The organism is Mucilaginibacter metallidurans (assembly GCF_003286435.2).
GTDB classification, from domain to species: domain Bacteria; phylum Bacteroidota; class Bacteroidia; order Sphingobacteriales; family Sphingobacteriaceae; genus Mucilaginibacter; species Mucilaginibacter gossypii.
Window position 1 is genome coordinate 2,893,367 of the sequence record NZ_CP043449.1, and the last position, 22,823, is coordinate 2,916,189.

Annotated in this window: 17 protein-coding genes; 5 read left to right on the forward strand and 12 right to left on the reverse strand. The window is 43.3% G+C overall.

Going from position 1 to position 22,823, the window contains the following annotated elements:
• Nucleotide 1: 1 nt before the first annotated feature.
• The 6 genes from DIU38_RS12360 to DIU38_RS12380 form a co-directional block, all read right to left on the reverse strand.
• The gene (locus tag DIU38_RS12360) at nt 2–1,525 is read right to left on the reverse strand and encodes a RagB/SusD family nutrient uptake outer membrane protein (RefSeq protein WP_112654993.1); all 1,524 of its coding nucleotides are present in this window, start codon (nt 1,523–1,525) and stop codon (nt 2–4) included.
• An 18-nt stretch (nt 1,526–1,543) separates the two neighbouring features.
• On the reverse strand, nt 1,544–4,759 hold the full coding sequence (locus tag DIU38_RS12365) for a SusC/RagA family TonB-linked outer membrane protein (RefSeq protein ID WP_112654994.1): 3,216 nt from the start codon (nt 4,757–4,759) through the stop codon (nt 1,544–1,546).
• Between the two features lie 170 nt (nt 4,760–4,929).
• Entirely contained in the window at nt 4,930–6,822 is a 1,893-nt protein-coding gene (locus DIU38_RS12370) for a glycosyl hydrolase (protein ID WP_208809233.1), read from the reverse strand.
• Nucleotides 6,807–7,787 (reverse strand): glycosyl hydrolase, encoded by a 981-nt coding sequence (locus DIU38_RS33530; RefSeq protein WP_208809234.1) that lies wholly within the window; start codon nt 7,785–7,787, stop codon nt 6,807–6,809. The genes DIU38_RS12370 and DIU38_RS33530 overlap by 16 nt, the downstream gene beginning before the upstream one ends.
• Before the next feature lie 13 nt (nt 7,788–7,800).
• Nucleotides 7,801–9,021, reverse strand: coding sequence for an oligogalacturonate lyase family protein (locus DIU38_RS12375; RefSeq protein ID WP_243770757.1), 1,221 nt, complete (start codon nt 9,019–9,021; stop codon nt 7,801–7,803).
• A 46-nt stretch (nt 9,022–9,067) separates the two neighbouring features.
• The gene (locus tag DIU38_RS12380; protein ID WP_112654996.1) at nt 9,068–10,411 is read right to left on the reverse strand and encodes a rhamnogalacturonan acetylesterase; all 1,344 of its coding nucleotides are present in this window, start codon (nt 10,409–10,411) and stop codon (nt 9,068–9,070) included.
• A 253-nt stretch (nt 10,412–10,664) separates the two neighbouring features.
• Between DIU38_RS12380 and DIU38_RS12385 the strand changes: the two genes are divergently transcribed.
• Nucleotides 10,665–11,696, forward strand: a complete 1,032-nt coding sequence (locus DIU38_RS12385) for a GntR family transcriptional regulator (protein WP_112655369.1) — start codon at nt 10,665–10,667, stop codon at nt 11,694–11,696.
• Here DIU38_RS12385 and DIU38_RS12390 read toward each other — a convergent pair.
• The 6 genes from DIU38_RS12390 to DIU38_RS12415 form a co-directional block, all read right to left on the reverse strand.
• Nucleotides 11,691–12,698 carry a GntR family transcriptional regulator gene (locus DIU38_RS12390; RefSeq protein ID WP_112654997.1) on the reverse strand — a complete coding sequence of 336 codons (1,008 nt, stop codon included), beginning with the start codon at nt 12,696–12,698 and terminating at the stop codon, nt 11,691–11,693. The genes DIU38_RS12385 and DIU38_RS12390 overlap by 6 nt on opposite strands.
• 223 nt (nt 12,699–12,921) lie before the next feature.
• A complete protein-coding gene (locus tag DIU38_RS12395) occupies nt 12,922–14,925 on the reverse strand; it encodes an FAD-dependent oxidoreductase (protein ID WP_112654998.1) in 2,004 nt (667 codons plus the stop codon).
• Between the two features lie 443 nt (nt 14,926–15,368).
• Entirely contained in the window at nt 15,369–17,348 is a 1,980-nt protein-coding gene (locus tag DIU38_RS12400) for a glycoside hydrolase family 127 protein (protein WP_112654999.1), read from the reverse strand.
• Between the two features lie 485 nt (nt 17,349–17,833).
• A complete protein-coding gene (locus DIU38_RS12405; protein ID WP_112655000.1) occupies nt 17,834–18,562 on the reverse strand; it encodes a DUF72 domain-containing protein in 729 nt (242 codons plus the stop codon).
• On the reverse strand, nt 18,559–18,786 hold the full coding sequence (locus DIU38_RS12410) for a hypothetical protein (RefSeq protein WP_112655001.1): 228 nt from the start codon (nt 18,784–18,786) through the stop codon (nt 18,559–18,561). The genes DIU38_RS12405 and DIU38_RS12410 overlap by 4 nt, the downstream gene beginning before the upstream one ends.
• Complete coding sequence (locus tag DIU38_RS12415) at nt 18,783–19,166, reverse strand: TraR/DksA family transcriptional regulator (protein WP_112655371.1); 384 nt, start codon at nt 19,164–19,166, stop codon at nt 18,783–18,785. The genes DIU38_RS12410 and DIU38_RS12415 overlap by 4 nt, the downstream gene beginning before the upstream one ends.
• 205 nt (nt 19,167–19,371) lie before the next feature.
• On the opposite strand from DIU38_RS12415, the gene DIU38_RS12420 reads away from it, so the two are divergent.
• Genes DIU38_RS12420 through DIU38_RS12435 form a run of 4 tightly spaced genes read left to right on the forward strand, consistent with a single transcriptional unit; the run spans nt 19,372 to nt 22,762 of the window.
• Nucleotides 19,372–20,904 (forward strand): FAD-dependent oxidoreductase, encoded by a 1,533-nt coding sequence (locus tag DIU38_RS12420; RefSeq protein ID WP_112655002.1) that lies wholly within the window; start codon nt 19,372–19,374, stop codon nt 20,902–20,904.
• Entirely contained in the window at nt 20,891–21,358 is a 468-nt protein-coding gene (locus DIU38_RS12425) for a hypothetical protein (protein WP_146750314.1), read from the forward strand. The genes DIU38_RS12420 and DIU38_RS12425 overlap by 14 nt, the downstream gene beginning before the upstream one ends.
• A complete protein-coding gene (locus tag DIU38_RS12430) occupies nt 21,342–21,713 on the forward strand; it encodes a SpoIIAA family protein (RefSeq protein ID WP_112655004.1) in 372 nt (123 codons plus the stop codon). The genes DIU38_RS12425 and DIU38_RS12430 overlap by 17 nt, the downstream gene beginning before the upstream one ends.
• Nucleotides 21,710–22,762, forward strand: coding sequence for a glycoside hydrolase family 130 protein (locus DIU38_RS12435; RefSeq protein ID WP_112655005.1), 1,053 nt, complete (start codon nt 21,710–21,712; stop codon nt 22,760–22,762). Before DIU38_RS12430 ends, DIU38_RS12435 begins: the two co-directional genes overlap by 4 nt.
• The last annotated feature ends 61 nt before the right edge of the window (nt 22,763–22,823 follow it).

The window sequence follows — 22,823 nt, forward strand, 5'->3', positions numbered from 1 at the left end:
ATCAATATCCGGGATTTTGTGAGTATAACCCAGGTGCCGCATCCAGTTGTGTTTGCGGTACAGGGTAAATAACATAATTAGCAATAACCGGCTTGATAGCTTTCTGGGCATCTTCTTTGGCGATCCAGCTATTCATAATGGTTAAGAGGTTGCCGCTTCTTTGCAGATCGAACCAGCGTGAGCCTTCATCTGCAAATTCTCTGCGGCGTTCATCAAACAGTTGAGCAAGCGTTACACCTGCCAGGGATGGCAACCCGGCACGTGTGCGCACCTGGTTAACAATAGCATCCACATCAGCCTGCGAGCCTCCGGTTGCACCGTTCAATATACACTCGGCCTTAAGCATCAAAACGTCAGTGTACCTGATAGCGATAAAGTTAATGCCCCAGTCAAACCTACTGGCAGTTGGGATCTTTGTTATATCAAGCCATTTTTTAAAGAACGGGCGGTTTTCTGTACTTCCAGCATTTGTATAGCCTGCGGTGTAGATACTAAAAGCCTTGCGTGTATCGGCAGCGTCATAGCTGTTGGCCAGATCATTTGATACCGGGATAATCTCCAGGCTTCCGTCTGATTTGGTATCCTTGATAGATAAAAAATAAGCGCTTGGTGCAAGCGTCCATGGGTATGAGGCTCCGTAAAGATCACTTGTACCGCTGATACCACTGGTATACATCACATCAAAAATGGCCTCTTTATTAACTGCAGGGCTTTGATTAGCATATGAAAATATATTGCTGTAAGTAGACTCAAAAGCGAACTTACCACTACTGATAATATCCTGCAACAAAGGCAAAGCTAAATTCCATTCATTTGATCCGGTTCCCGGCCCTTCAATACCATAATTTGGCGCGGATTTAGCCATATACACCTGTGCCAGCAAGGCTTCCGCTGCATATTTGGTAGCGCGACCTACGTCTACCCCGGTATACGTGGTAGGTAAGTTAGCTATGGCCGATTGCAGATCGGCTATAATCAGTTTGTAAACATCAGCTACAGAACTGCGGCCGATAGAATTTGCTTCAGGCGCAGTAACCGGGTGGTCAATGATTGGAAGCTTACCAAAATACCTAAGCAGATCGAAGTAATAAAATGCACGCAGAAATTTGGCTTCGGCCTGCAGCCTTGTAGCTAACGAAGCCGAACCTATGTAGCTGCCATTTTTGGCAACCTGGTCAAGCAGGGTATTAGCCCTGAAAATACCGTTAAAGTCGGTGCCCCAGGCTTCGGTAACGTAAGCGTTTGCTGCTAATGAGGGAGAAAAATCATTTACCGGGTCCCAGTCACGTACGGTAACTGAAACACCGTAAATATTATCCGAACGGATTTCAGACATGTTGGCTAACCGCACCGGGTAATTGTGCAGATCGGCATAAATAGCGTTTGTTGCCTGCAAAAAATCGCTTGGCGATTTATAAAAAGTTGCTGTTGTTGAGCTGGATATTGGTACCTGATTTAAATCCTTATTACAGGCGGCCATTAAAAATGCAGCTGTTATGGTTGATAGAAAAAGTATCTTTTTCATTTTAATTGGTTGAAATAATTAAAAAGTAACATTTAACCCGAAAATCAATGATTTAGCCAGCGGCAAGCCTCCGTAATCCCCTGCTTCGGGATAGTTACTGTCAGAACTGATGGCTGTGTTTTGCGCCTCCGGGTTGAAACCTCCATAATATTTGTCATGCCCGAAGAAGTTTTCGGCCGTAACATACAAGCGTGCCGCTCCTAAAACTTTGGTTTTAAAGATATTTTTAAGATCGTACCCTAACGTGATATTTCTAATCCTCACATAATCTGAAGAATACAACCAATCGGTATTGGCTACGAAACCAAACGTAGAATAGGCTTTGCTAACGCGGCCGGCACCCTGGTTTTCAGGAGATCTCCAGCGATTATCATAAAAGGCAGGAGCATTATCAGTAAAGCCCTGGCCGGTACGGGTTATGGCCCTACCCAGTAAGGAATAAACAGATCCTCCATTTTGACCCTGTACTAAAACAGTAAGGTCGAAGCCTTTCCAGCGTACAGTATTGGTAATACCCCAGGTATAAGTAGGGTTGGGATGGCCAACAATTTGTTTATCGGCTTCGGTTATTACACCATCACCGTTCAAGTCCTGGTATTTGGGATCACCAACAGTTTCACCTGTACCATAGGTTGCCACATGGTTATCAATATCGGCCTGTGTAAGAAAACCTATCTGCCTTACCACATAGATACTGTTTATTGGCTGGCCTACGCGCAAAATAGCGTCAGATACATCAAAGGAGTTTGGAATAATAATCTGTTGCTGGTTACCGTAAAGGCTTACGATTTTATTTTTGTAATGACTGATATTAATTGATGTACTCCATTGAACTTTGCCAACCAAATTACGACTTGTCAATTCCAGCTCCTGACCGATGTTACGCACTGAACCTGCATTGCGGAGCTGGCTGCTGAAACCGGTAGATTGCAGGATAGGTACATTCAGCAACAAGTCGGTATTTAGTTTGTTATAGTAATCAAATGAACCGGTTAAACGGTTGCTGAAAAAACCGAAGTCGAGCCCGGCATCATAAGTTTGTGATTTTTCCCATTTGATATCTGGGTTTGGTAAGTTACTTGGTGCCTGCCCGATGGCTAAAGCCTGAGGTGAACCCAAAACATATCCATATGAACCTATTTGCGAAATACTTCCATAATCGGCAATGCTGTTATTACCATTTACGCCATAACTAAAGCGTAGTTTCAGATCGCTCATCACAGGCAGTTTTTTCATAAAATCCTCCTGTATAATGCGCCAGCCTACAGACGCTGAAGGGAAAACGCCATATTTAGTATTGCCGCCAAATCTTGAAGAGCCGTCTTCACGTATGCTTGCGGATAAAAGATACTTGTTCTTATATGCATATTGCGCGCGGCTAAAGTAGGATACCAACACACTTTTGGTGCTGGAGGTACTGCCTGTTACCGCTGCGGCAGCATTTAAAGTTTGGATAACGCTGCTGGTATAACCGCCAACTGATGATAAAGTAGACTGATCTAAACGATCTGTATTATACGACTGACCCAACAATATACTCAGACTGTGATTTGAATGAATAGTAGTATTATAAGTAAGCGTGTTTTCATTAACAAAGGTTTGCCTTTTAAAGGTGCTGTATGATCCTGAAGAATTCGCTGTTAAATTAGGATTTTTAGCAGCATCAAATGTTCTGGAAGCAAGATTACCGGCTATGGCATACGGTGTGTAGCTATTAGTGGCATTGTCAACATTATCAAGATTCAATGAGCTTCTTAACGTCAACCCTTTTATAATTTCGTATTCGGCAAATATGCTGCCCAGTGTGCGGTATTTTTTGGTTTGCCCTACCTTGTTCTCCAATTTAGCTATGGGGCTGTTTGGTGAATTACCCCAGGTGTATTGTCCGTTCTTAAACGCGTTGGGATATAAACCTACCGTATCTTCCTGAATAGGACTATAGCTTATGGCCTGGTGAAAAATGTTGTCTTTCCCTTCTACACCCGGATCCTGCGAAATTGAATAAGTGGGTGCAATGTTTAAACCTAATTTCAGGTTTTTGGCAATACGAGCTTCCACATTGGCCCTGGCCGAGTAGGCTTTATAACCCAGGCCTTTCACAAAACCATCCTGGTTGGCGTAGTTGCCCGAAATAAAATAATTTACAAATTCATTGCCACCGCTTGCGCTCAATGCCTGGTTTTGCATAGCTCCTTTCTGCTCAATCGCTTTCTGCCAATCTATATACTGCAGCCCAGGATGGCCCGGCATGGCCCATCTTGGATCGAGCATATAGGCTGAGCTAAAGGCACCGCCATTCATCGCCTGGCGTGTTGCATTATCGTCACTGGCAGTTGCTCCCTTTGCACCATATTTGAGCACATAGGCAGCATTGATCATTTCGGTAGCCCTATCAATCCATTGATCGCCGTTGAGCATGGGCAAATATTTGGCGGCAGCATTGTAACCGTAGTAAGCACTGTAGCTAATTTTAGCCTTGCCCGATTTTCCTTTTTTAGTGGTGATTAATACAACGCCGTTTGACGCCCTTGAGCCGTAGATAGCCGCCGCTGCTGCGTCCTTTAAAACCTGGATATCTTCAATATCGTTCGGATTGATATTATCAAGCGGGTTTCCTGAGCTAAAGCTACCACCGCTGCCTATCGCCGATACAGACAAAGGAAAGCCATCTATTACATACAAAGGCTCATTACCGGCACTGATAGAGCCACTGCCACGCACATTAACACTAAATGCTTTACCCGGCACACCTGTTGTTTGCTTGACAGTTACACCTGCCATTTGGCCTACCAAGGCCTGGTCAACACGGGTTATAGCCCGCTCGTTCAGGTTATCGGCCTTGAAGGTGGCCTGAGATCCGGTAACGTTTGCCCGTTTTTGAGCTCCGTAGCCGATTACCACCACTTCGTTTAATTGTGATTCGGCTTCGGTTAAACTAACGTTGATGGTGTTACTTGTACCTACGGTAACTTCTTTAGCATCAAAACCGATTGATTTAAATATTAACACCTCTCCTGTTGAGGCCTTAATGGCGTATTTTCCGTCTATATCGGACGTAGTACCCGATTTCGTGCCTTTTATTTGCACAGAAGCCGCCGAAACCGGTTGGTGCTTACTATCTGTAATAGTACCCGTAATGCTAAGCTTTTGTGCCAATGCACTGTTTGCCCCTGCCACGTTAAAGAGCAGCAACAGCAATAGCATTTTACAAGAATGAATAAAAATTCTTTTCATAAAATCAAATTAAGGGGTTTACTGTTTGGTCCAGTTTGGGTTATAATTGTATAAACGAACATAAAAGTTAATTTCAATAATACCATCCTGTAGTATCCTGCTCCGATACATTTAAAACACAAAAAAAGGCGGCCAACATGACCACCTTTTTGAAATAAACCCTTAAATAACTACCTAACAAACAAAGGCTTAACCGGCTCAAGTGTTACCGGTCCAATCAAACCGGAAGGTTTCGGTCCCCAGTTTATAGCCGTAAAAAGCCCGTCCGGTCCTTTAGAACCCGAACTATGTGATTGAAAATTGGTATTATAAAATATCCGGTATGGTATATGCTTCTTATCCATATCAATGATCCGGTTAACCATGAGGTTAGCTACCCTCACTTGCAACTGGTTAACCGTCCTTAACTGTGCTGAAGGAATAACAACTACATACTGCGGACCAATAAGTGTTGCCAGTTTTTTACCATTTAAATAAACCTCGGCACTTTCATTAACTTTTCCCAGGTCAAGCTTCCAAACTGCGGCATTTTTTACCGGCTTTTTAAAGGTGATATTATAACTGCCTGTTCCGGAAAAAGCTTTAAGGTCATCACCACCTAAATCTGTCCATGATTTGAGCGCTGCGGTTTTTATTGGCTGAGGTAATGTTGGGCCACCTTCGGTAAAGCTCAGCGTCCACGTACCGTTAACAGGCACCTTTTTACCTGCAACCTGATAATAGAGATACGCTGCTATTTGAGTTTTTACCGGCAGGGTTTGTAAAATACAGCTTTGTCCGGACGATAATTGCAGGAATACGCTGGTTTTACCATCGGCCTGCTTGCGGCTTTTAGCCAATCCGTAACTTTTTGTCATCGGATCAAATACTACTACTGATGCAGCATTAACAGATAGATCAACCCAACCATTAACCTGGTTACCGCCGCTATTTGTTATAAAGTAGCTGTTGCCATTTTCATAAGTACGGCGTACAAATTGCAGCCCTTTATCGGTCATTTGTTCCCTGTTTATTCCCGCCGCGTCCAGTAACGGAGCAATATCATCTGCTATTAAAAAACGGCCTTTGCCAACTTTGGCAATTTTAACACCATTATTTTCAGCAGTAAAATTAAGCCCGGCAAGCAGTGTTTTAAATACTTTTTCGCGTTCCTGCAACCCGGAATATCCCGGAACACCCGATGGAAGATTTTTATACACCACAATTGTTGCCCCGGTCTTTGCCAGATCCACCATTTTATTAAAGGTTTCGAGCGGGATATATTTATTATCAGGCAAAAGGATAGTCTTATAATTAAGACCGCCGGTAAGCAAATGACTACCGGAGGTTTGTAAATCCATTATTTGCTTATCTGATATAAAATCAAACGTGTAGCCTTGTTTAAGCATTTCTTCGGCAGAGGATTCAAAGCCTGTCCCCTTAAAATCGGGTTTCATGGCATCATAATGCTTAAGCAAGCCCCTATCCCCCGGCTCGGAAAAGCTATCAAATAACGGGTAATAAACCAATATATCATTATTGGGCTTTCCTTGCTGCAAAAACGACTGACAATTAGTTATGTATTGATTTAAAGTTGAGAAATCATTCCAGAACGGGTTAGTTTGATTAAAGTGAATTGCAGCATAAAATAACCATCCCGGCCATTGGGCATTTTGAGGCGAGTAACTGATGCCGTGATAAAAAATATGGTTTACGCCTCCTACAAAATATTTATCAATAGCCTGTTTAACATCTCCCAGCGACGATAGAAAATGATCATTAAGCCATGTTGCCGACTCGGACGATGCAAGAGGTTTTCCCATTACATGTGCTGCCGATGTGGCAAATTTAAACCGCAACACATCATCGCCCTCTGTTTCGGGAATATCAATAGCAGCATACAGATCCAGTATATTTGATGGGGAACCGTGTGATTGATTGCGGATTAAAGCGCCCCTGGTTTTGGCCCAGTCATGCCATGGTTTGGTAAAATCATCAAGCAACAGGTCGGATATGGTTTGGCGATAGTCGCATAGTATGCGGCTATTATTTTCCTTATTATCATTACCTAATAAAGCCGGCAAGTGATCGCGCAGATCGTAACCGCGGCGTTTAATAAATTCGTCAAAAAACAGCGGGGTAAAGTTTGATTGCCCGCGGCATCATCCACCTCGTACGAATCATTGAAATATGCCCTGATCCCACTTAAATTCTGCCCTTTAAATGCCTCATCAAACCGGGCAAGGTAATGATCAAGCGCCGGTTTGGAAAAATGATCAATAACATAACCTTCACCTCCGGGAGCCGCACGCTCAACCATTTTACCATGCCAACCCTGAAAAAGTGCATACAACTTCCATTCACCGGCGGGTGCTGTCCAGTTAAGTTTGCCGGCTGCATCAACTTTATCGGTAAGGTTCAGCGCCTGCCCCTTGCCATCATAAGCCATTAAAACAGTTAAAGGGATCCGTTTCTCAAACCGTACCTGGTCAAGCGCCATCAATTGCAGGTTTTTGTTACTGCTGATGGGTTCAACAAGGTCTGTGATCTTTGGAGCTTGCCCGTCTGCCCTTACAAGAGGTTGTTGTACAAATACCACAGCGTCGCTAAGTTTTTCGCCGCCTTTAACATCGTAATTTTTCCAGAACAGCTCTTTACTGGCGTCTTCATTGGTAACCCAGGGGCCGCCGAAAGGCCAGCCGGTAGCATTAGCCAAATCAATCCCCAGATTCAGCCGCTTTGCCTCTGTTAGCGTATACTTTAACATATCCACCCATTGGGGCGACAGGTATTGTATAAATTCATTTTCGTGCCCTTTTACGCCATAAATTGGTGTAATTTCCAAACCACCCAATCCGGCTTTATGGTAACTCTCCATGTTCCAGGTCAGGTCTTTTTTATTTACCGCGCTCCCTTCCCACCACCAACGGGCCCAGGGCTTGGTTTGTTCGGTAGTTGCAGGCCAACCAACTTGCGCAGATACTGTTTGCGAACCTATTGTGAGTGCGAATGCAACAGCTATTTTAAAATTATTTTTGATCAATGACATCCTGTTTGGGGTATTAGTGTTTGGCAATCTCTACAGCGTAAACGCCCTCATGACCTTCAAAATTAGCCCTGAAGATAACCCATTTTTCATCGGGCGAGAAATGCACATTAGGCTCCAGGTGATAATTATGATGTTTCATATTTACCAGTTTTTCTGATTTAAAATGATCGCCGTTAGGCTTAAACAAATAGATCCACATGCCATCGGGTGCTTTGGCTACCTGCCCAGAATTACCTCCGTCGCCGGCAAATGTTTGCTCGTCCTTAGTTACATTAAAGTGGATTGACCACTCGTTTCTGTTCATTTGATAAACGCGATCCTCTTTTTCTGTTTTCATATTAATGCCTGCCAGAAAAAATGTTTGGCCCTTGGGTTTCTGCAAATCAAACCATTCGGTGTTTCCTAACGGTGAAAAAAACTCGTGACCGGCTATTTCATTGACCATGGTACGCTTATGCAACAACTTGTTTTCGCCGGTTTTTATATTGATGTTCCAGATCCGGTCCACCTTTTCCCAGGGGCCCTCATGGCAATAAGAAAGGTTATCAGGATCTGTAGGCGAAAAAAGCAGGTGGTTTGTCCACTCATTTTCCTGGTGTATTTGTTTTAATACTTTTCGTTTTACGTCAAGCACATACAGGGTATGCTGAATATGTACATCATAGATCCGGTTAAAAAAATCATGCTTTTCGGGATATTTCGCAAGTATTTCACGCTCCTGCTCACCGGTAGCCTTAACACAGGCCATATACGTTCCGTCGGCATTTACAGTGCCAACCCTTCCTTTAAATTCAGGGGCAAAGGCATAAATGAACCTTGTTTTATGTGTGTTAACATTTACGGCGAAAATACTATCGGTACTTTGATAAAATGCTTCGCGGGTTTTGGCACAAACCATCTCTCCGGATACTTTGGTTCTGTTTGTTAACTGTTCTATTTTCTGCGTTTTTAAGTTAACCGTAAATAGCTGCTCGCCCTTATCCGTTTTACCATAAAATACCATCAAATCGCCCTCATTTTTTATTTGAGGAACAAAGGGTGTATTGTTAAAATAAAAACTGCCATTGTCATTTTCGCGGTTCACCAGGCGGATTACCTTATGACTTGTTTCACTATCAATCCACTGTGCGGGCATAGGTTTGGCGCCACCTGTTTCCATTACCTCCTGGGCTTTTACAGCGGTCATGCCTGCTTGTAAAACAACAAGCGTTAATACAGCCAGTTTTTTACTCATTATCATTTTTATTAAAATTTATATGCTCCGACGTTCATACCGCCAATTAATTTCCATCAGGTTTTACAGTGCTGTTTTTAGGACTCGCCGGCAAGCTGAATGTTTCTGCCGGATCAGGATGAGCGGGATCAAAAGGCGGCGCATCAATAATATACTGCTCAATGCCCAAATGATTGCTCCTGATGCCTTCTATAATGCATTTTGCAAGTTCATAAGCACCATAACTGTTAAAATGCGTGTTATCAGCCAAATCTTTCGGCTGGTTTGGGAACGAGTTTGCAGGATACCAAACAAAGGCTTTTTTTGATCCTTCGTTACCTAATGCCTCATAAAATTTAGCAGACATCGCATTAAGATCAATCAAAGGCACATGCAGTTCTGCAGCAACTTTTCTGGCTGCATCGGGATAATCGCCAAGGGTATTTACCACTTTATTGCTGTCATTAAAAGCCCGGCGACTGGTAGAGGTTATGATTACCGGAATGGCTTTTTTCTGGCGAGCTTTATTGATAAACAGCTTAAAACGTTCTATATATGATTTATAGGCGCCATCCTCCGGCCCTTTTTCTTTTTGATCGTTATGGCCGAACTCTATAAACAGATAATCGCCCGGCTTAATTACACTCAGCACTTTATCTAAACGATGACTATTTAAAAAACTACCCAAACTAAGTCCTGATTCGGCATGATCGGCAATGGCCACACCAGGTTTAAAAAACCGGGTGATCATTTGGCCCCAGGAACACCATGGCTCATCATCCTGATCAACTACGGTTGAATTTCCGGCCAGATAAAGGGTTACCTGGTCATCTACCTTTTCTATCTCCAGCGCATCAACACAGGGCCTTGTACCGTTAAATTCAAGACTAAGCTTATTGTCCCAATCGTATTTACCCAACTCGCGGGGCTTAAGCGCTACTTTACCGCCCGTACTTATTTCCGGCTTACGGATGTTTACGATGAAGCTTAACTTTTTAACCGAATTATTGGTCGTTACTTTTTCCAGCATCAACCTCCGCGATTCAGCTCGTACCGTAATATCACTACTACCTTTGACGTCGCCAACCGTTAAGGTAACCTTATAATTACCCTCAGGCACGTTTACTGAGAGATAAAAAGGCTTATCAGCGGTTATATAATCATCTGTAAGTTTATTCCCTTCGCCGCGCGTTATTGCCTTTACTTCCTGGCCAAAATCAAATCCATAGCCTTTAAGCTCGCTAAAGATATCATCAGGACTTACTTTTTGATAACCCGCTGCAGCTTTTCCATTACCAAAGTCAAACTTAAAGCTGGTTTTAACCGCCTGTGCAAAAAGTGGCGCAGGCAAAATAAGCCGAAGCGAGACGCCAATAGCGCAAAACAAGAACTTGTAAGGCAGCTTGATCATTATGGATAGTATTTATCTGGTTATTTGCAGGCTAACACGAGCCCTGGTTTATAATAGATAAAGTTATGGCATGTTCATACCAACAGCGTCCTGCACCATCCTGATTGAAGGCTCTCTTATTGTAACAAATTCATCACTTTATTTATTTTGGCTGCTTATTAAGCTTCCCCGGCTTACACACGCAAAAGGTGGGAGTCTTATCAAACCTAATTTGATTAACTTTAAGTTTTTGCCAGTAGCCAGTTCAATAGTTATGAAGTCTTCACGATTTTTAGAATACATTTATATTGATTATTATTCATCTACCCCTAAATACATCCAGTTAGCTAACTCGATCATCAAAAGTGTTCGTGAAGGGAAATTAATCATTAACGAAACGCTGCCATCCATTAATGAGTTAAACTGCAACTTTGAAATATCACGTGACACCGCCGAAAAGGCTTATAAACACCTGAAATCAATCGGCCTGCTTGGCTCGGTACCTGGCAAGGGGTATTACATCAAAAACACTGAAGCCGGGCAACAGTTTAAGGTTTTTTTAATATTTAATAAACTAAGCACCCATAAAAAGCTGGTTTATGATGCCATAGTTGATGGTCTTGGGCATGAAGCCGCTATCGACTTTTATATATACAATAACGACTTCGAATTTTTTAAAAAACTGCTTCAAAATAATAGCAACGATTACACTCATTATGTGATCCTGCCGCACTTTATGCATGGCGGCGAAAACGTTCACGATATAATCAATATGCTGCCAAAGGAGAAACTAATCATACTTGATAAATTAGTACCGGGAATAAAAGGCGATTTTGCCGCTGTATACGAAAATTTTGAAAAAGACATTTTCCAGGCCCTGGAGGAAGCCCTGCCGCAATTAAGGAAGTATCACACTCTCAAGATTATATTTCCTGAATACACTTATTTTCCAGGCGAGATTTTGAAAGGCTTTTTCAGTTTCTGTATCCAATACGCGTTTACCTACAAAGTAGTTCATGACATACAAGGCGAGCCGATACATGAAGGAGACGTATTTATCAACCTGATGGAAAACGACCTTGTGGTCTTGATTGAAAGGATCCTGGCTACGGAATTAAAGATAGGTAAAGATGTTGGCGTAATATCATACAATGAAACCCCGCTAAAAAAAATCATCCTCAATGGCTTAACCACTATATCCACAGATTTTGAACAAATGGGAAAAATGACCGCAGAGATTATTAAAAATGGTTCTACCGGCCGTTACGAGGTGCCTTTTTACCTTACACTCAGGGCTTCGCTATAGCGATTTTCGGATAATTATTTTAAAAGCGTTTTTAATAACCGCGGCTTTGTTTTGCAACATTAGCTCAGCTGCTTTTCTGCCCATTTCTTCAAAATCACTGGTAATAACGGTAATATCCAATAATTCTTTAAACACGGTTTCATTAAAAGATATGATCCCTATATCTTTCCCTAATTCATATCCACTTGCTCTGGCGCCTTTAATCAGATCGGCCAGGTCATTTTCGGTCAATGCAATATAAAGGGTGCTTTTTTTGAGATCGTCTGTTTTAAAAGCGTCTATTACTTCAAACTTTTTGTTTTTCTCCTCACAAAACTGCATTATTCCATCTTTAATTTCGGGCGGATGGTGGCGGTCTACAGGATATATGATAATTAATTTTTTGTATTTGGCAATCAGATCGGTGACTACATTTAATGCCCCGTAGATATCGTTGCGAAAATCCTGGAATACAGCCGACTGCCTGGTTAATTTGGGCAAATCTTTATCCAGCAATATCAACTGATCAACCGGGATCTTTTTTAAAATGGTTAAATATTCCTGCTCGTTACTATAATCAAAAAAATGCGGCATTACCACATAATAATGATAATTGCCCAAATTTGCATCTATACTTTCCTCGAGCAAAGCGGGATTATAATGATGAATATGAAGATCGACCCTGGCTTTATCACCCAGGGTGCGTACGATGGTATCATAAACCATTTTCTTATAAGAGCTTAACTTATTAAACAACAAAAGTACCTTGATCCGCACATCGGGCTTACCGACTACAAAATAACCTTTTCCGGAAACCGAACGGATATAGCCATTGCTCTTAAGTATCGTGTAAGCCTTTTCAATGGTGTCCCTTGCTACGCCGTGTTGCTTGCTGTATGTATTTATTGACAGCAGCTTTTCATTTTTCCGGTAAACACCTTTGTCAATATTCTTACTGATTGATCCGACAATTTGCTGTACGAGGGATTTCACCCCGTAATTAGCTCTTTGCTTTATTTGCATTATGCTTGTTTAATTGGTTTACAACGGCCGTTAAACATAGTTTAAATTTATCAAAGCCGTTATAAGCAATGAAAATATAAAATATGTTATTAAATTAAAATATTGGGGTTATAGGCAGCATCGGTATTTTTTATCAGCTACTTTAAGGCTCCACCTCTAATAAAATAAATCTATGTTTTATATGGCCATTTAATAATTTAAGCGTCGCACAAAAACGATAAAACTACCTAACAGGCACAAAAAGCACTGCATCAGCCACAATTACGCCATCTGCGTTTTTATTCGAAATTTCTACATATGCCTTCTTTTCATCTGAAAAGTTATATAGCCCCAGTGGAAGCCACTCACCTGAAGTTTGGCCTTCTACCTGCAAATCAGACTGGTTGATTATCTTTTCTGTGGCCTTATCACCATCATAAATAGTAATATAAGTTTTTGTTGCCGGATTCATAACCTTAGGAAAATAGGTATAAACGTGGTAAGCACCTTTTTTTAATTTTTCTGGAATAAACCTTACCGATTTTGCAGTTTCTGCTTTTGAGTTATCAGTGAGATAGGTTGGCCCATAACCGCCTGATTTTTCAGTTTTCCAATCGCCTGTTACGTGACTGTCCTCATTGTCAACCAGTACTTCGGGCATACTTCCGTCTGCAAGAGGGTCTGCCCTGAGCAAGCTTTGTACTTCTTTTACATTAACCTGCTGTATTGCTATTTTTTTATCAATAGCCTGGCATGCCGCCACAGCCGAAGATTGGCCTAATACCATGAATACCGGCTCCATCCTGATTGATCCGTAAGCTATATGACTTGCAGATAAGCATACCGGGACAAATAAATTAGCGGCTTCCTTTTGCTTTGGGACTATTGCCCTGTACGAAACAGCGTATGGCGCAAAACCATGTACCTGAACATCCCCCTCATTTTTCACCACGCCATTCACTACCAGCCTTTCGCAATTATGCGAATCCATACCATATGCGGCCATTCCTACTCCATCTTCTACCTGTTCTTTTCCCTGGCAATGATGCTGGGTCATAACCAGTTCACCAATCATTCGGCGTGCTTCCCTGATATAAAGCTGCGGTGTCCAGTTCCCGTTATCCGTATATTCATCTTTAGGGTAGCCCCATTGTTTCATTTCGTCCCTGATATTTCCGGGTATGCGGGTGTCATTGCCGATAAAATAAAAGAAGCCTTTGGTATAATCTTCATGCTCCTTCCAAATTTTTGTCCTCGTATTATAATCAGCCTCCGGATATTCCCAGTTCATCCCGATCATATCCGTCGAGAAACCTCCGTTATTATTGATATCCGTTTTGCCATTAGGCATTTTACTTATAAAAAAAACATCGGAGCATGATTTCCAGGGTTGTTTCTCCTTTAAACGCAGCAGTAACTCATACTTTTTGGGATCATAATTTTCGGGTTTTGAAATTGGGATCCGATTTTCGGGCACATTGGTTAACGTGATACGAAAATTGTATGCCTGCACTTTTTTATCTCCTGCACCATTTGCTTGTAATACTTCCTTACTTATACCCCACAACAAACCGCTTTTCGCGTCGCCCGGCACTTTATAGGGATCAATATTATCCGGAAACTGGTGTTTATCCAGCAACTCCACTCCGTTTATAGTTTCATCGTACTGGCTGTTAGCTTCTCTTCCTACAGTATAAGAAACACCCGAGCGGGCCATCAGGTCCCCTTCATAAGTACAATCAATAAATACCTTAGCTCGAATAGTTTTATTGGTAGCAGTCGAGGGCTTATAGCTGTCCTCTACCATAATTTCCTTTAGCTGATTTTCTTCCTTTTTCACTTTTATAAGCCTGTTCCGGAATAAAACAGGAAAGCCAGCCCTTTTTACATAATCGTTGAAAATGCCCTCCGCTACCTTTGGCTCAAATATCCATTGTTCAAATTTCCCATAATACGTACCTATACGGCGGTAAAAATCCCGTGCTAAACCTGTCACCACATATTTGTTCCCAATATCCGTATAACCAAGACCTCCCGAACTCATGCCACCTAAATGCTTTCCCGGCTCTATCAAAATCACCGTTTTCCCCATCTTTTTTGCCGTATACGCAGCAATTACCCCTGCGGAGGTTCCGCCATATACACAAATATCAGCCGTAATTAATTTGCTGCTTTGCGCATTTACAGAAACTCCGGCCATAAAATAGGTAGTTATGATTGCAAGGATGATCACTTTAATATTTTTCATGATTGCTTATTAAACATTACATTATTAGAAAAAGATATGCCGGCAAATCTTAAGGGATAGGTAGTTAAGACTTGTAAATTTTAATTATTTAATTTTAAGGCTAATATCTGACAATTTAAAAAAATATATAAATGTTTTCAGATTACGCCGGGGAGCTTAAATGATGGCGTATAGGTTTCGGAAGTTTGCTGTGATGAGTTGCCAATTCCTGCGCCGGTTAACTCAGTTGAACTGGTAGTGCACATAAATACTTTTCGCGTATTTATTGATCACCCAATAGTCAGGGTCATCAAGGGTATTTGCTAAACAGGCCGGTATCATGCCTGTAATGGAAAAGCCTCAGCAATGCTTTGGCAAATAATAAAACAAGCACGGGAATGCTGAATGCAATTACCCTAAACCATCCTATTTTTTTGCTGGAGAGTTACTGAGGCTTTAAATATTTATTTGGTAGCGGCGTTTACTTCTGGAAACCAAACGGTCATTTCGCCTTTACCACGGTTTGCCCATGAATAATAAGGGATGGCCGTAAGCTCTACCTTTTTAGCAGCTTCGCCTTTTGTTTTACTCAGGATTTCCCCTTTTAAAACAGTTATGCCATTTAACAGGTTGGGTTCGGTTACAGGTTTAAAAGCTGCGTTTGCAGGGATTGCTAAATTGCTCACCGTTCCGCCGTTATCTTTCCACTCGGCGCAGTATATAATCGGGCCGCGTTGAAGGGCTGTTTTACCTTTATCATCAACCAATGCTTTATTGGCAATAACCTTTTTAACTTCCATCGGCAGGTTTAATTGGATGTTATCACCTTTTTTCCATTGCCTGTTAATTACAGCGTAGCCATTTTCAACTTTATAAGCAACCGCTTTGCCGTTCAGTTTCAGACTGATTTTTGCGGCCGATTTATTTTGGAAAGCATACAGATCAGACGGGATCGCCTCTGCCCTTGCCCAACCTGGGATCCGGATGTGTATAGCAAAATTAGTTGCCGTCTCCGGTGTTACAGCAAACGACAGTGCACCATTCCACGGGTAATTGTTGCTTTGAACAATGCTCACTTTTTTATTGCCTATCTCCATATTGGCTGTACCGGCAATAAACAGGTTTACAAATACACTATTATTCTTTTGGGCATACATATAGCCTGATAACGACGGCAGGAAACGCGCCATATTGGTTGGGCAGCATGAGCACTCAAACCAGCCGGAACGCTCGGGCTCAAGCTCATGATGTGTAACCCCATTGGTTACCTGCATGGCATTGGTGTAGAAGAATGTCTTACCATCCAGCCCAACACCCGAAATTAACCCGTTATATAAAACCTTTTCCATCACATCAATATATTTCGACTCGCCGTGCAGCAGGAACATCCTCTGGTTCCAGAACACATCACCTATTGCCGCACAGGTTTCATTATAAGCGGTAGTATTTGGCAACTCATAATCGGCTCCGAAACGTTCACCGCCCGGCACTGCGCCGATTCCCCCCTGCACGTAGATCTTTCTGCCAACCATGTTGTTCCAGATCTTATCAATGGCGGCGATGTATTTCTTATCGCCGGTTAAAGCGGCAACATCGGCCATGCCCGAGTACAGGTACATTGCCCTTACGGCGTGGCCCTCGGCATCTTCCTGGGCTATAACAGGTTCATTATCCTGCCAGTACATCCCGTTCTTCCATTCGTCGGTACTGGTTTTATCATAGGTGCGATGCCCCCTTTCGTCAATAAAAAATTTAGCAAGATCGAGATATTCTTTTTTGCCGGTGATGCGGTACAGGCGTACCAGGCCCATTTCCACAATCTCATGTCCGGGCGCTACATGCCTTTTACCCGGCCCAAAAGTTTTAACCAGCAGGTCAGCATTCTTAAGGGCGATATCTAAAAAATTGCGCTTGTTGGTAGCCAGGTAATGTGCGGCCGCGGCCTCAAACATGTGTCCGGAGTTATACAGCTCGTGGCTCAGTTCATTCTCTTTTACCCAACGCTCCGGGCCCGACCATGCGTGCGGGTGCAATGGGTCAATAGTGCGGGCGGTATAAAGATATCCGTCCGGCTCCTGCGCTTTCCCTACTATCGTGATCAATGAATCGACATAGGCATCCAGCTTTGCATCAGGATGAACGGCCATGGAGTAAGATGCGCCTTCAATGGTTTTATAAATATCCGTATCATCAAAAGGAAACTTAGTACAAAACTTACCGCTGCGCGCGGCCGCCATTTCAAAATTTTTAACCCTGCCGGTATTCTCGCACCGGGCAAATGATGCCGGGATGGTAACCGTACGATTGGTTTCAATACGCGAGGTCCAAAACTTATCGTTAAGCTTTACATTGGTAAATGATACCGGCTTAATGGGATAATCCTTGGTTTGCGCATAAGCAATGCCGCAATAAAATGATAATGCAATAAGTAATCTTTTTTTCATCCTGATGATATATTAGTTCTAAAGCAGTAACGGCCAACCCGCCATCCTGCGTTTTGTTTATTTCTATGAGTATCCTACGAGCTTTAGCCAATACCAGTTGTAGATTCCTTCACACGCGTCAATATCTCCAGGTTCAAAAAGCCCAGTCAACTGAACATCCGCATGATCCTAAAAATTTTTCATTTAAGATAAAATCATCCTTACCGGATTTCCGTATGGATACAATTATAAGTGTACAAAATACATTTAACTAAACGAGATAAAATTAATCGATTCAGATTGTTGTTTACGTTTATAATATCCGAAGCAGTAGTTTTGCCATGGAGTAATTATTTAAGGCTATAACGACGACAAGATAAGAAATAATTTATATGGAAAAACAGAAATAAAAAATTAATTGTATTTATAACACTAATAAACACGTGCAGATACCGATCCGGTAAAGCGTTCGTTACAGGGCAGATTTAAGCTACCAGGGTCTTTGCTTAGACGAGAAACTGTTTCAGCAACTGAAGATTTTCCAGCGCTGCCCCGGCGGTATTGTTGAAGTAAACGTAAACTGTTTTATCCTCCTGCTGCCATTCATTGATGTACGAAGCATATTCAGAAAGGAAACTTTCACTGTAACTTCCTTTATAATTGCCCGATGGGCCATGAAAGCGCAGGTAAACCAGTTCATCGGCGGTGATTTCCATGGGCGTGGCCGATGTGGGCATATCCTGCAGTACCATTGCTGCCTGGTACCAGTTTAAAAGTTCAAAAACTTCATCCCTGTACCAGGACGGGTGACGAAATTCGACGGCCATAGGCCAGGTATAAGGTTTAAGGGCCTCCAGCAATTCCGTTAACTGAGGAAGAGCTCCCGCCTGCAGGCTTGGCGGAAACTGAACAAGCAGACAACCCCGCTCAGTTTCCGGCAAACGGATAGCCTGCATAAAACGGGTAACATCTTCCTTATTGAAAAACAAATTTTTTTGATGGGTGATCCCCTGCCACAGCTTGAAAGTGAAACGAAACCCCTCGGTTACTTCCGTTACCCACCGGGCTATGGTTTTTGCCTGCGGGATTTTATAAAAAGAGCTGTTAACCTCGATGCTGTTCTCCTGCAAAGCATAATAACCCAGCCGCGACAAATGGCTGTATTCAGGCGGAAAGTCCCGCCTGGGCCTGTCGATCTGTAAGCCACTGGTCCCTCCAAAAAACAGTTCTTTCATAAGTCAAGTATGATATACCAATGATCATCATCGTCGAGGGCATAGGCCAGGCCGTCACTCATTTCATAAACGTCACGGTCATGTTTTTGACTAAAGTAGATTTTCTCATCACGGATAATAGTACCGTTATTTTCCACACGCAGAAAAAAAAGCAGTGCGCCTATATTCGGTGCAACATCTTTAAGATGCCCGGCCTCCCCTTCTTTTACAAATGCCGAACTCATGCCTGTTTCAGTTTGGCTTCCATGCTTTGGGTAGTGTGCGGAACAGCAAGCAGGCGTTCCCTTGGTATCAGTTTACCGGTAGAACGGCAAATGCCGTAAGTCCTGTTTTCAATGCGCATCAGCGCGGCTTCAAGCTGCTCGATAAATTTTTTCTGGCGGGCGGCCAACTGATTAATCTGTTCCTTTTCAAAAGTTGCCGATCCATCTTCAAGCGTCTTGCCCGCAATCGCGGCATCGTCCCCGTTGGTGTTTGAAGCGCTGAGGCTACCCACCAATTCCTGTAGTTCTTCGCGTGCCATGCCGATCTTTTCTTTGATCAATGTTCTGAATTCATTTAATTCGGTATCAGTGTACCGTGTTTTAGTAGTTTCTTGTTGCATGATTGGCTTAACAAACATTTGCATAAATGGTTGGCATAAATGTTATAAGCCAAACAAACCTGTTTGGCCCCCCTAACAGCACTTCCCCACGAAAAAGTTGATTATTCAGCCGACCCTCTCTTCAATTTAATTAAATAATTAAAAATATTCTTCAAAGGAAACCATTACGCATTTGCACTGTATTTAATGGTACAAAATCTATGCAATGACATTAATCAATCTTAAACGAGATGGTACCAGGAATAGCCCCTGGCAGTCTCTCAGCAGTCCGGCAGCCAGGGTTAAGCCCGAAGATAAAATATACGATTGCCTCATTGTTGGCGCAGGAATTACCGGTATGACGGCGGCACTGCTATTACAAAAAGCAGGCAAGGCTACCATTATTACAGAAGCGCATAATACCGGTTTTGGCACAACCGGCGGCACCAGCGCGCATATCAATACTTTTGCCGATACTACTTACAGCGAAGCTGAAAGCGCCTTTGGCGAGGAAGGTGCACAGGGTTTTGCAGATGCGATCAATGAGGGGTTCGAACTGATTAAGACCAATATCGACACCTATGGCATCAAGTGCGATTATGAACCGAAAACTGGTTACCTGTATGCCGAAAATGACGATGAAGTGAAAATGCTGGATGAAATATACCAGGGTGCTACCAAAGTTGGCGTTCCTGTAAAATATACAGACGAAGTACCGACACCTGTTCCTTTTCAAAGAGCTTTGGCTTTCGATGGCCAGGCACAATTTCATCCCATAAAATATTTAAAAGGATTACAAAAAGCTTATTTGGAGGCCGGCGGCGCGTTATTAGAAAACACGCTTGTTGAACAAATAGTCACTGAAGATGAAATACATATCGTGCAGGCTGGTAAAAACGAGATCCGTGCAAAAAATGTGATCTATGCCACCCATATGCCGCCGAATATCAATGTATTCAATTTCGAGTGTGCACCCTACCGCAGTTACGTGTTGGCCGTTAAACTCCATAGCGGAAAATATCCTGACGGGCTTATTTATGACTGCCAGGAACCTTATCATTATGTGCGGACACATGTAATAGACGGGCAGGAATTATTATTGATTGGCGGGCTGGATCATAAGACAGGGCACGAAGAGCCCGAGAAAGCTTTTGACGATCTTGAAAAATATGCACGTAAGTATTATAACGTGTCATCAGTGAAATACCGGTGGTCAAGTCAGTATTACGTACCCGTAGATGGCCTTCCTTATATCGGCCGGATGCCTTTGACTGCCAATGGTATTTATTGCGCAACCGGTTATAATGGCAACGGCATGATGCTCGGAAGCATTGCCGCCAAAATCCTTGTCGACCTGGTAAGTGGCAAGGGCAGCAAATATGAAAAACTGTTTAATCCGGGCAGAATAAAACCGATAGACGGGTTTAGCGAATTTGTAAAAGAAAACGCCGATGTAGCCTACCACTTTGTGGCTGACCGCCTGAATATTAAAAGTACCGATTCGCTGAACAGGTTAAAGCCTGGCACCGGCAAAGTGGTTGAAGTAGACGGAAACAAAATCGCCGCTTACCGCGATGACGACGGCACCATACATGCCTTAAGTCCCGTTTGCACTCACGCCGCCTGCATTGTTAGCTGGAACAGCGAAGAAAAGAGTTGGGACTGCCCTTGCCATGGCGCGCGTTACGATATCGATGGCAATGTATTAACCGGGCCCGCAACCAGGGGCCTTACCACGATAAGCAATGATGAAAACTAAAGAAATTTTAATTTCGGGAGTCACCGGCACTACCTTCATGACGCTGTTCAGCTATCTGGTATCGCTCGCCGACGGCGAAAACTTCAGCGAGCCGGAGCGCCTGGGGCAGCTAACCGGCCGCCTGATCCCTAAGTTAGATAAGCAGCAAAGCCAGGCATTAGGCTGGTTGGGGCATTACGGCGTTGGCCTGCTGTTTACACTCGTTTATGTAGAACTATGGCACCGCGGTAAATTAAAACCCGACCTCAAGACAAATCTTTGGCTCGGTGGCCTAAGCGGCCTGTTAGCCGTAGCTGTTTGGAAAACGACCTTTAAAATGCACCCGTTGCCCCCATCCCTCAACTTTAAAAAATATTATCTGCAACTGGTACCAGCACATATTGTGTTCGCGGTTTTCGCCGGCATTGGTTATCACATCTTACAAAAAACAACAAGTTATGCTACAAATAATTAATAACCTCCCGCAGCACGTGGTAGGTATTTATGCCAGCGGCGAAGTAACCCGCAACGATATGGAGACCATACTGATACCCAAGATACAGGAGCTGAAAAACCGCCAGGGCGAAATCAACTATTTGCTGGTATTGGGAACAGGCGTGCAGAATTTCACGCTGGCGGCCTGGTGGGACGACCTCAAACTTGGGCTAACCAACTTTACAAACTGGCACCGCATTGCGGTAGTAACCGACCAGAAAGGTGTGGAATGGTTTACGGACCTCTTCCGGTTTATGATACCCGGCAAGTCGCGCGGTTTTTCACCCGATCAATTGGAAGAGGCCAAAGCCTGGGTTAGCGGGGAAGAAATATGAAAGACCTGGCACAACGCTTTCCGGAAAACCCTTTGCTGCTGCCAAAAGACCTTGCTCCCAGTCGCGAGGGTTTACAAATTATCAGCCTGCTTAATCCCGGCGTTTTTAGGTATGGCGGTAAAACCTGGCTTATTGTAAGGGTAGCAGAAGGAGTTATGCAGGAGGAAGGAGTTTTATTTTTCCCTGCCCTGGATGCCACAGGCAATACCGAAATCATTAAAGTGCCGCTTAACGACCCCGATCTGATCGCTACCGATGCCCGGGTCATTAGTTACAAGGGGCTGGACTATCTCACCACAGTTTCGCATTTACGTTTACTGGCCAGTGACGATGGGATCCGTTTTACTGAACAGGAAGGCTATCCGCCCTTATTCGGAAAGGGATACCTGGAACGTTTTGGTATAGAGGATTGCCGGGTTACGCAGATAAATGACACTTATTACCTCACCTATACCGCCGTATCAGACAGCGGCGTGGGTGTAGGCCTGTTAACAACCACCAATTGGCAGCATTTTGAAAGCGGCGGAATGATCCTGCCTCCGCATAATAAGGATTGCGCAATTTTTGAGGAAAAGATCGGCGGAAAATATTACTGTTTACACCGGCCAAGCAGCAAAGAGATCGGCGGCAATTATATCTGGCTGGCAGAGTCATCAGACAGCCGGCAATGGGGCAATCACCAATGCCTGATAAAAACCCGACCTGGAATGTGGGACAGCGGTCGCGTTGGCGCGGGCGCGGCACCTATCCGTACGGAACATGGCTGGCTGGAGATATATCATGGTGCCAATGTCGAGCACCGTTATTGCCTTGGCGCTTTTTTAATGGATATTAACAATCCATCAAAGGTTATCGCCCGAAGTAGTGACCCGATCATGGTGCCAACCGAGGCTTATGAGCTTAGCGGCTTTTTCGGTTACGTTGTTTTCACCAACGGCCATATTGCCGATGGCGACCGTTTAACCATCTATTATGGTGCAGCCGATGAGTTTGTTTGCGGCGCACATTTCTCTATCAGTGCCATCCTCCAAACCTTAATTTATTATTAAAATAATAAATTACAACAAAACAAAACCGTATTTCCGGAGGTTTTTATAGAGTCTGTAATCG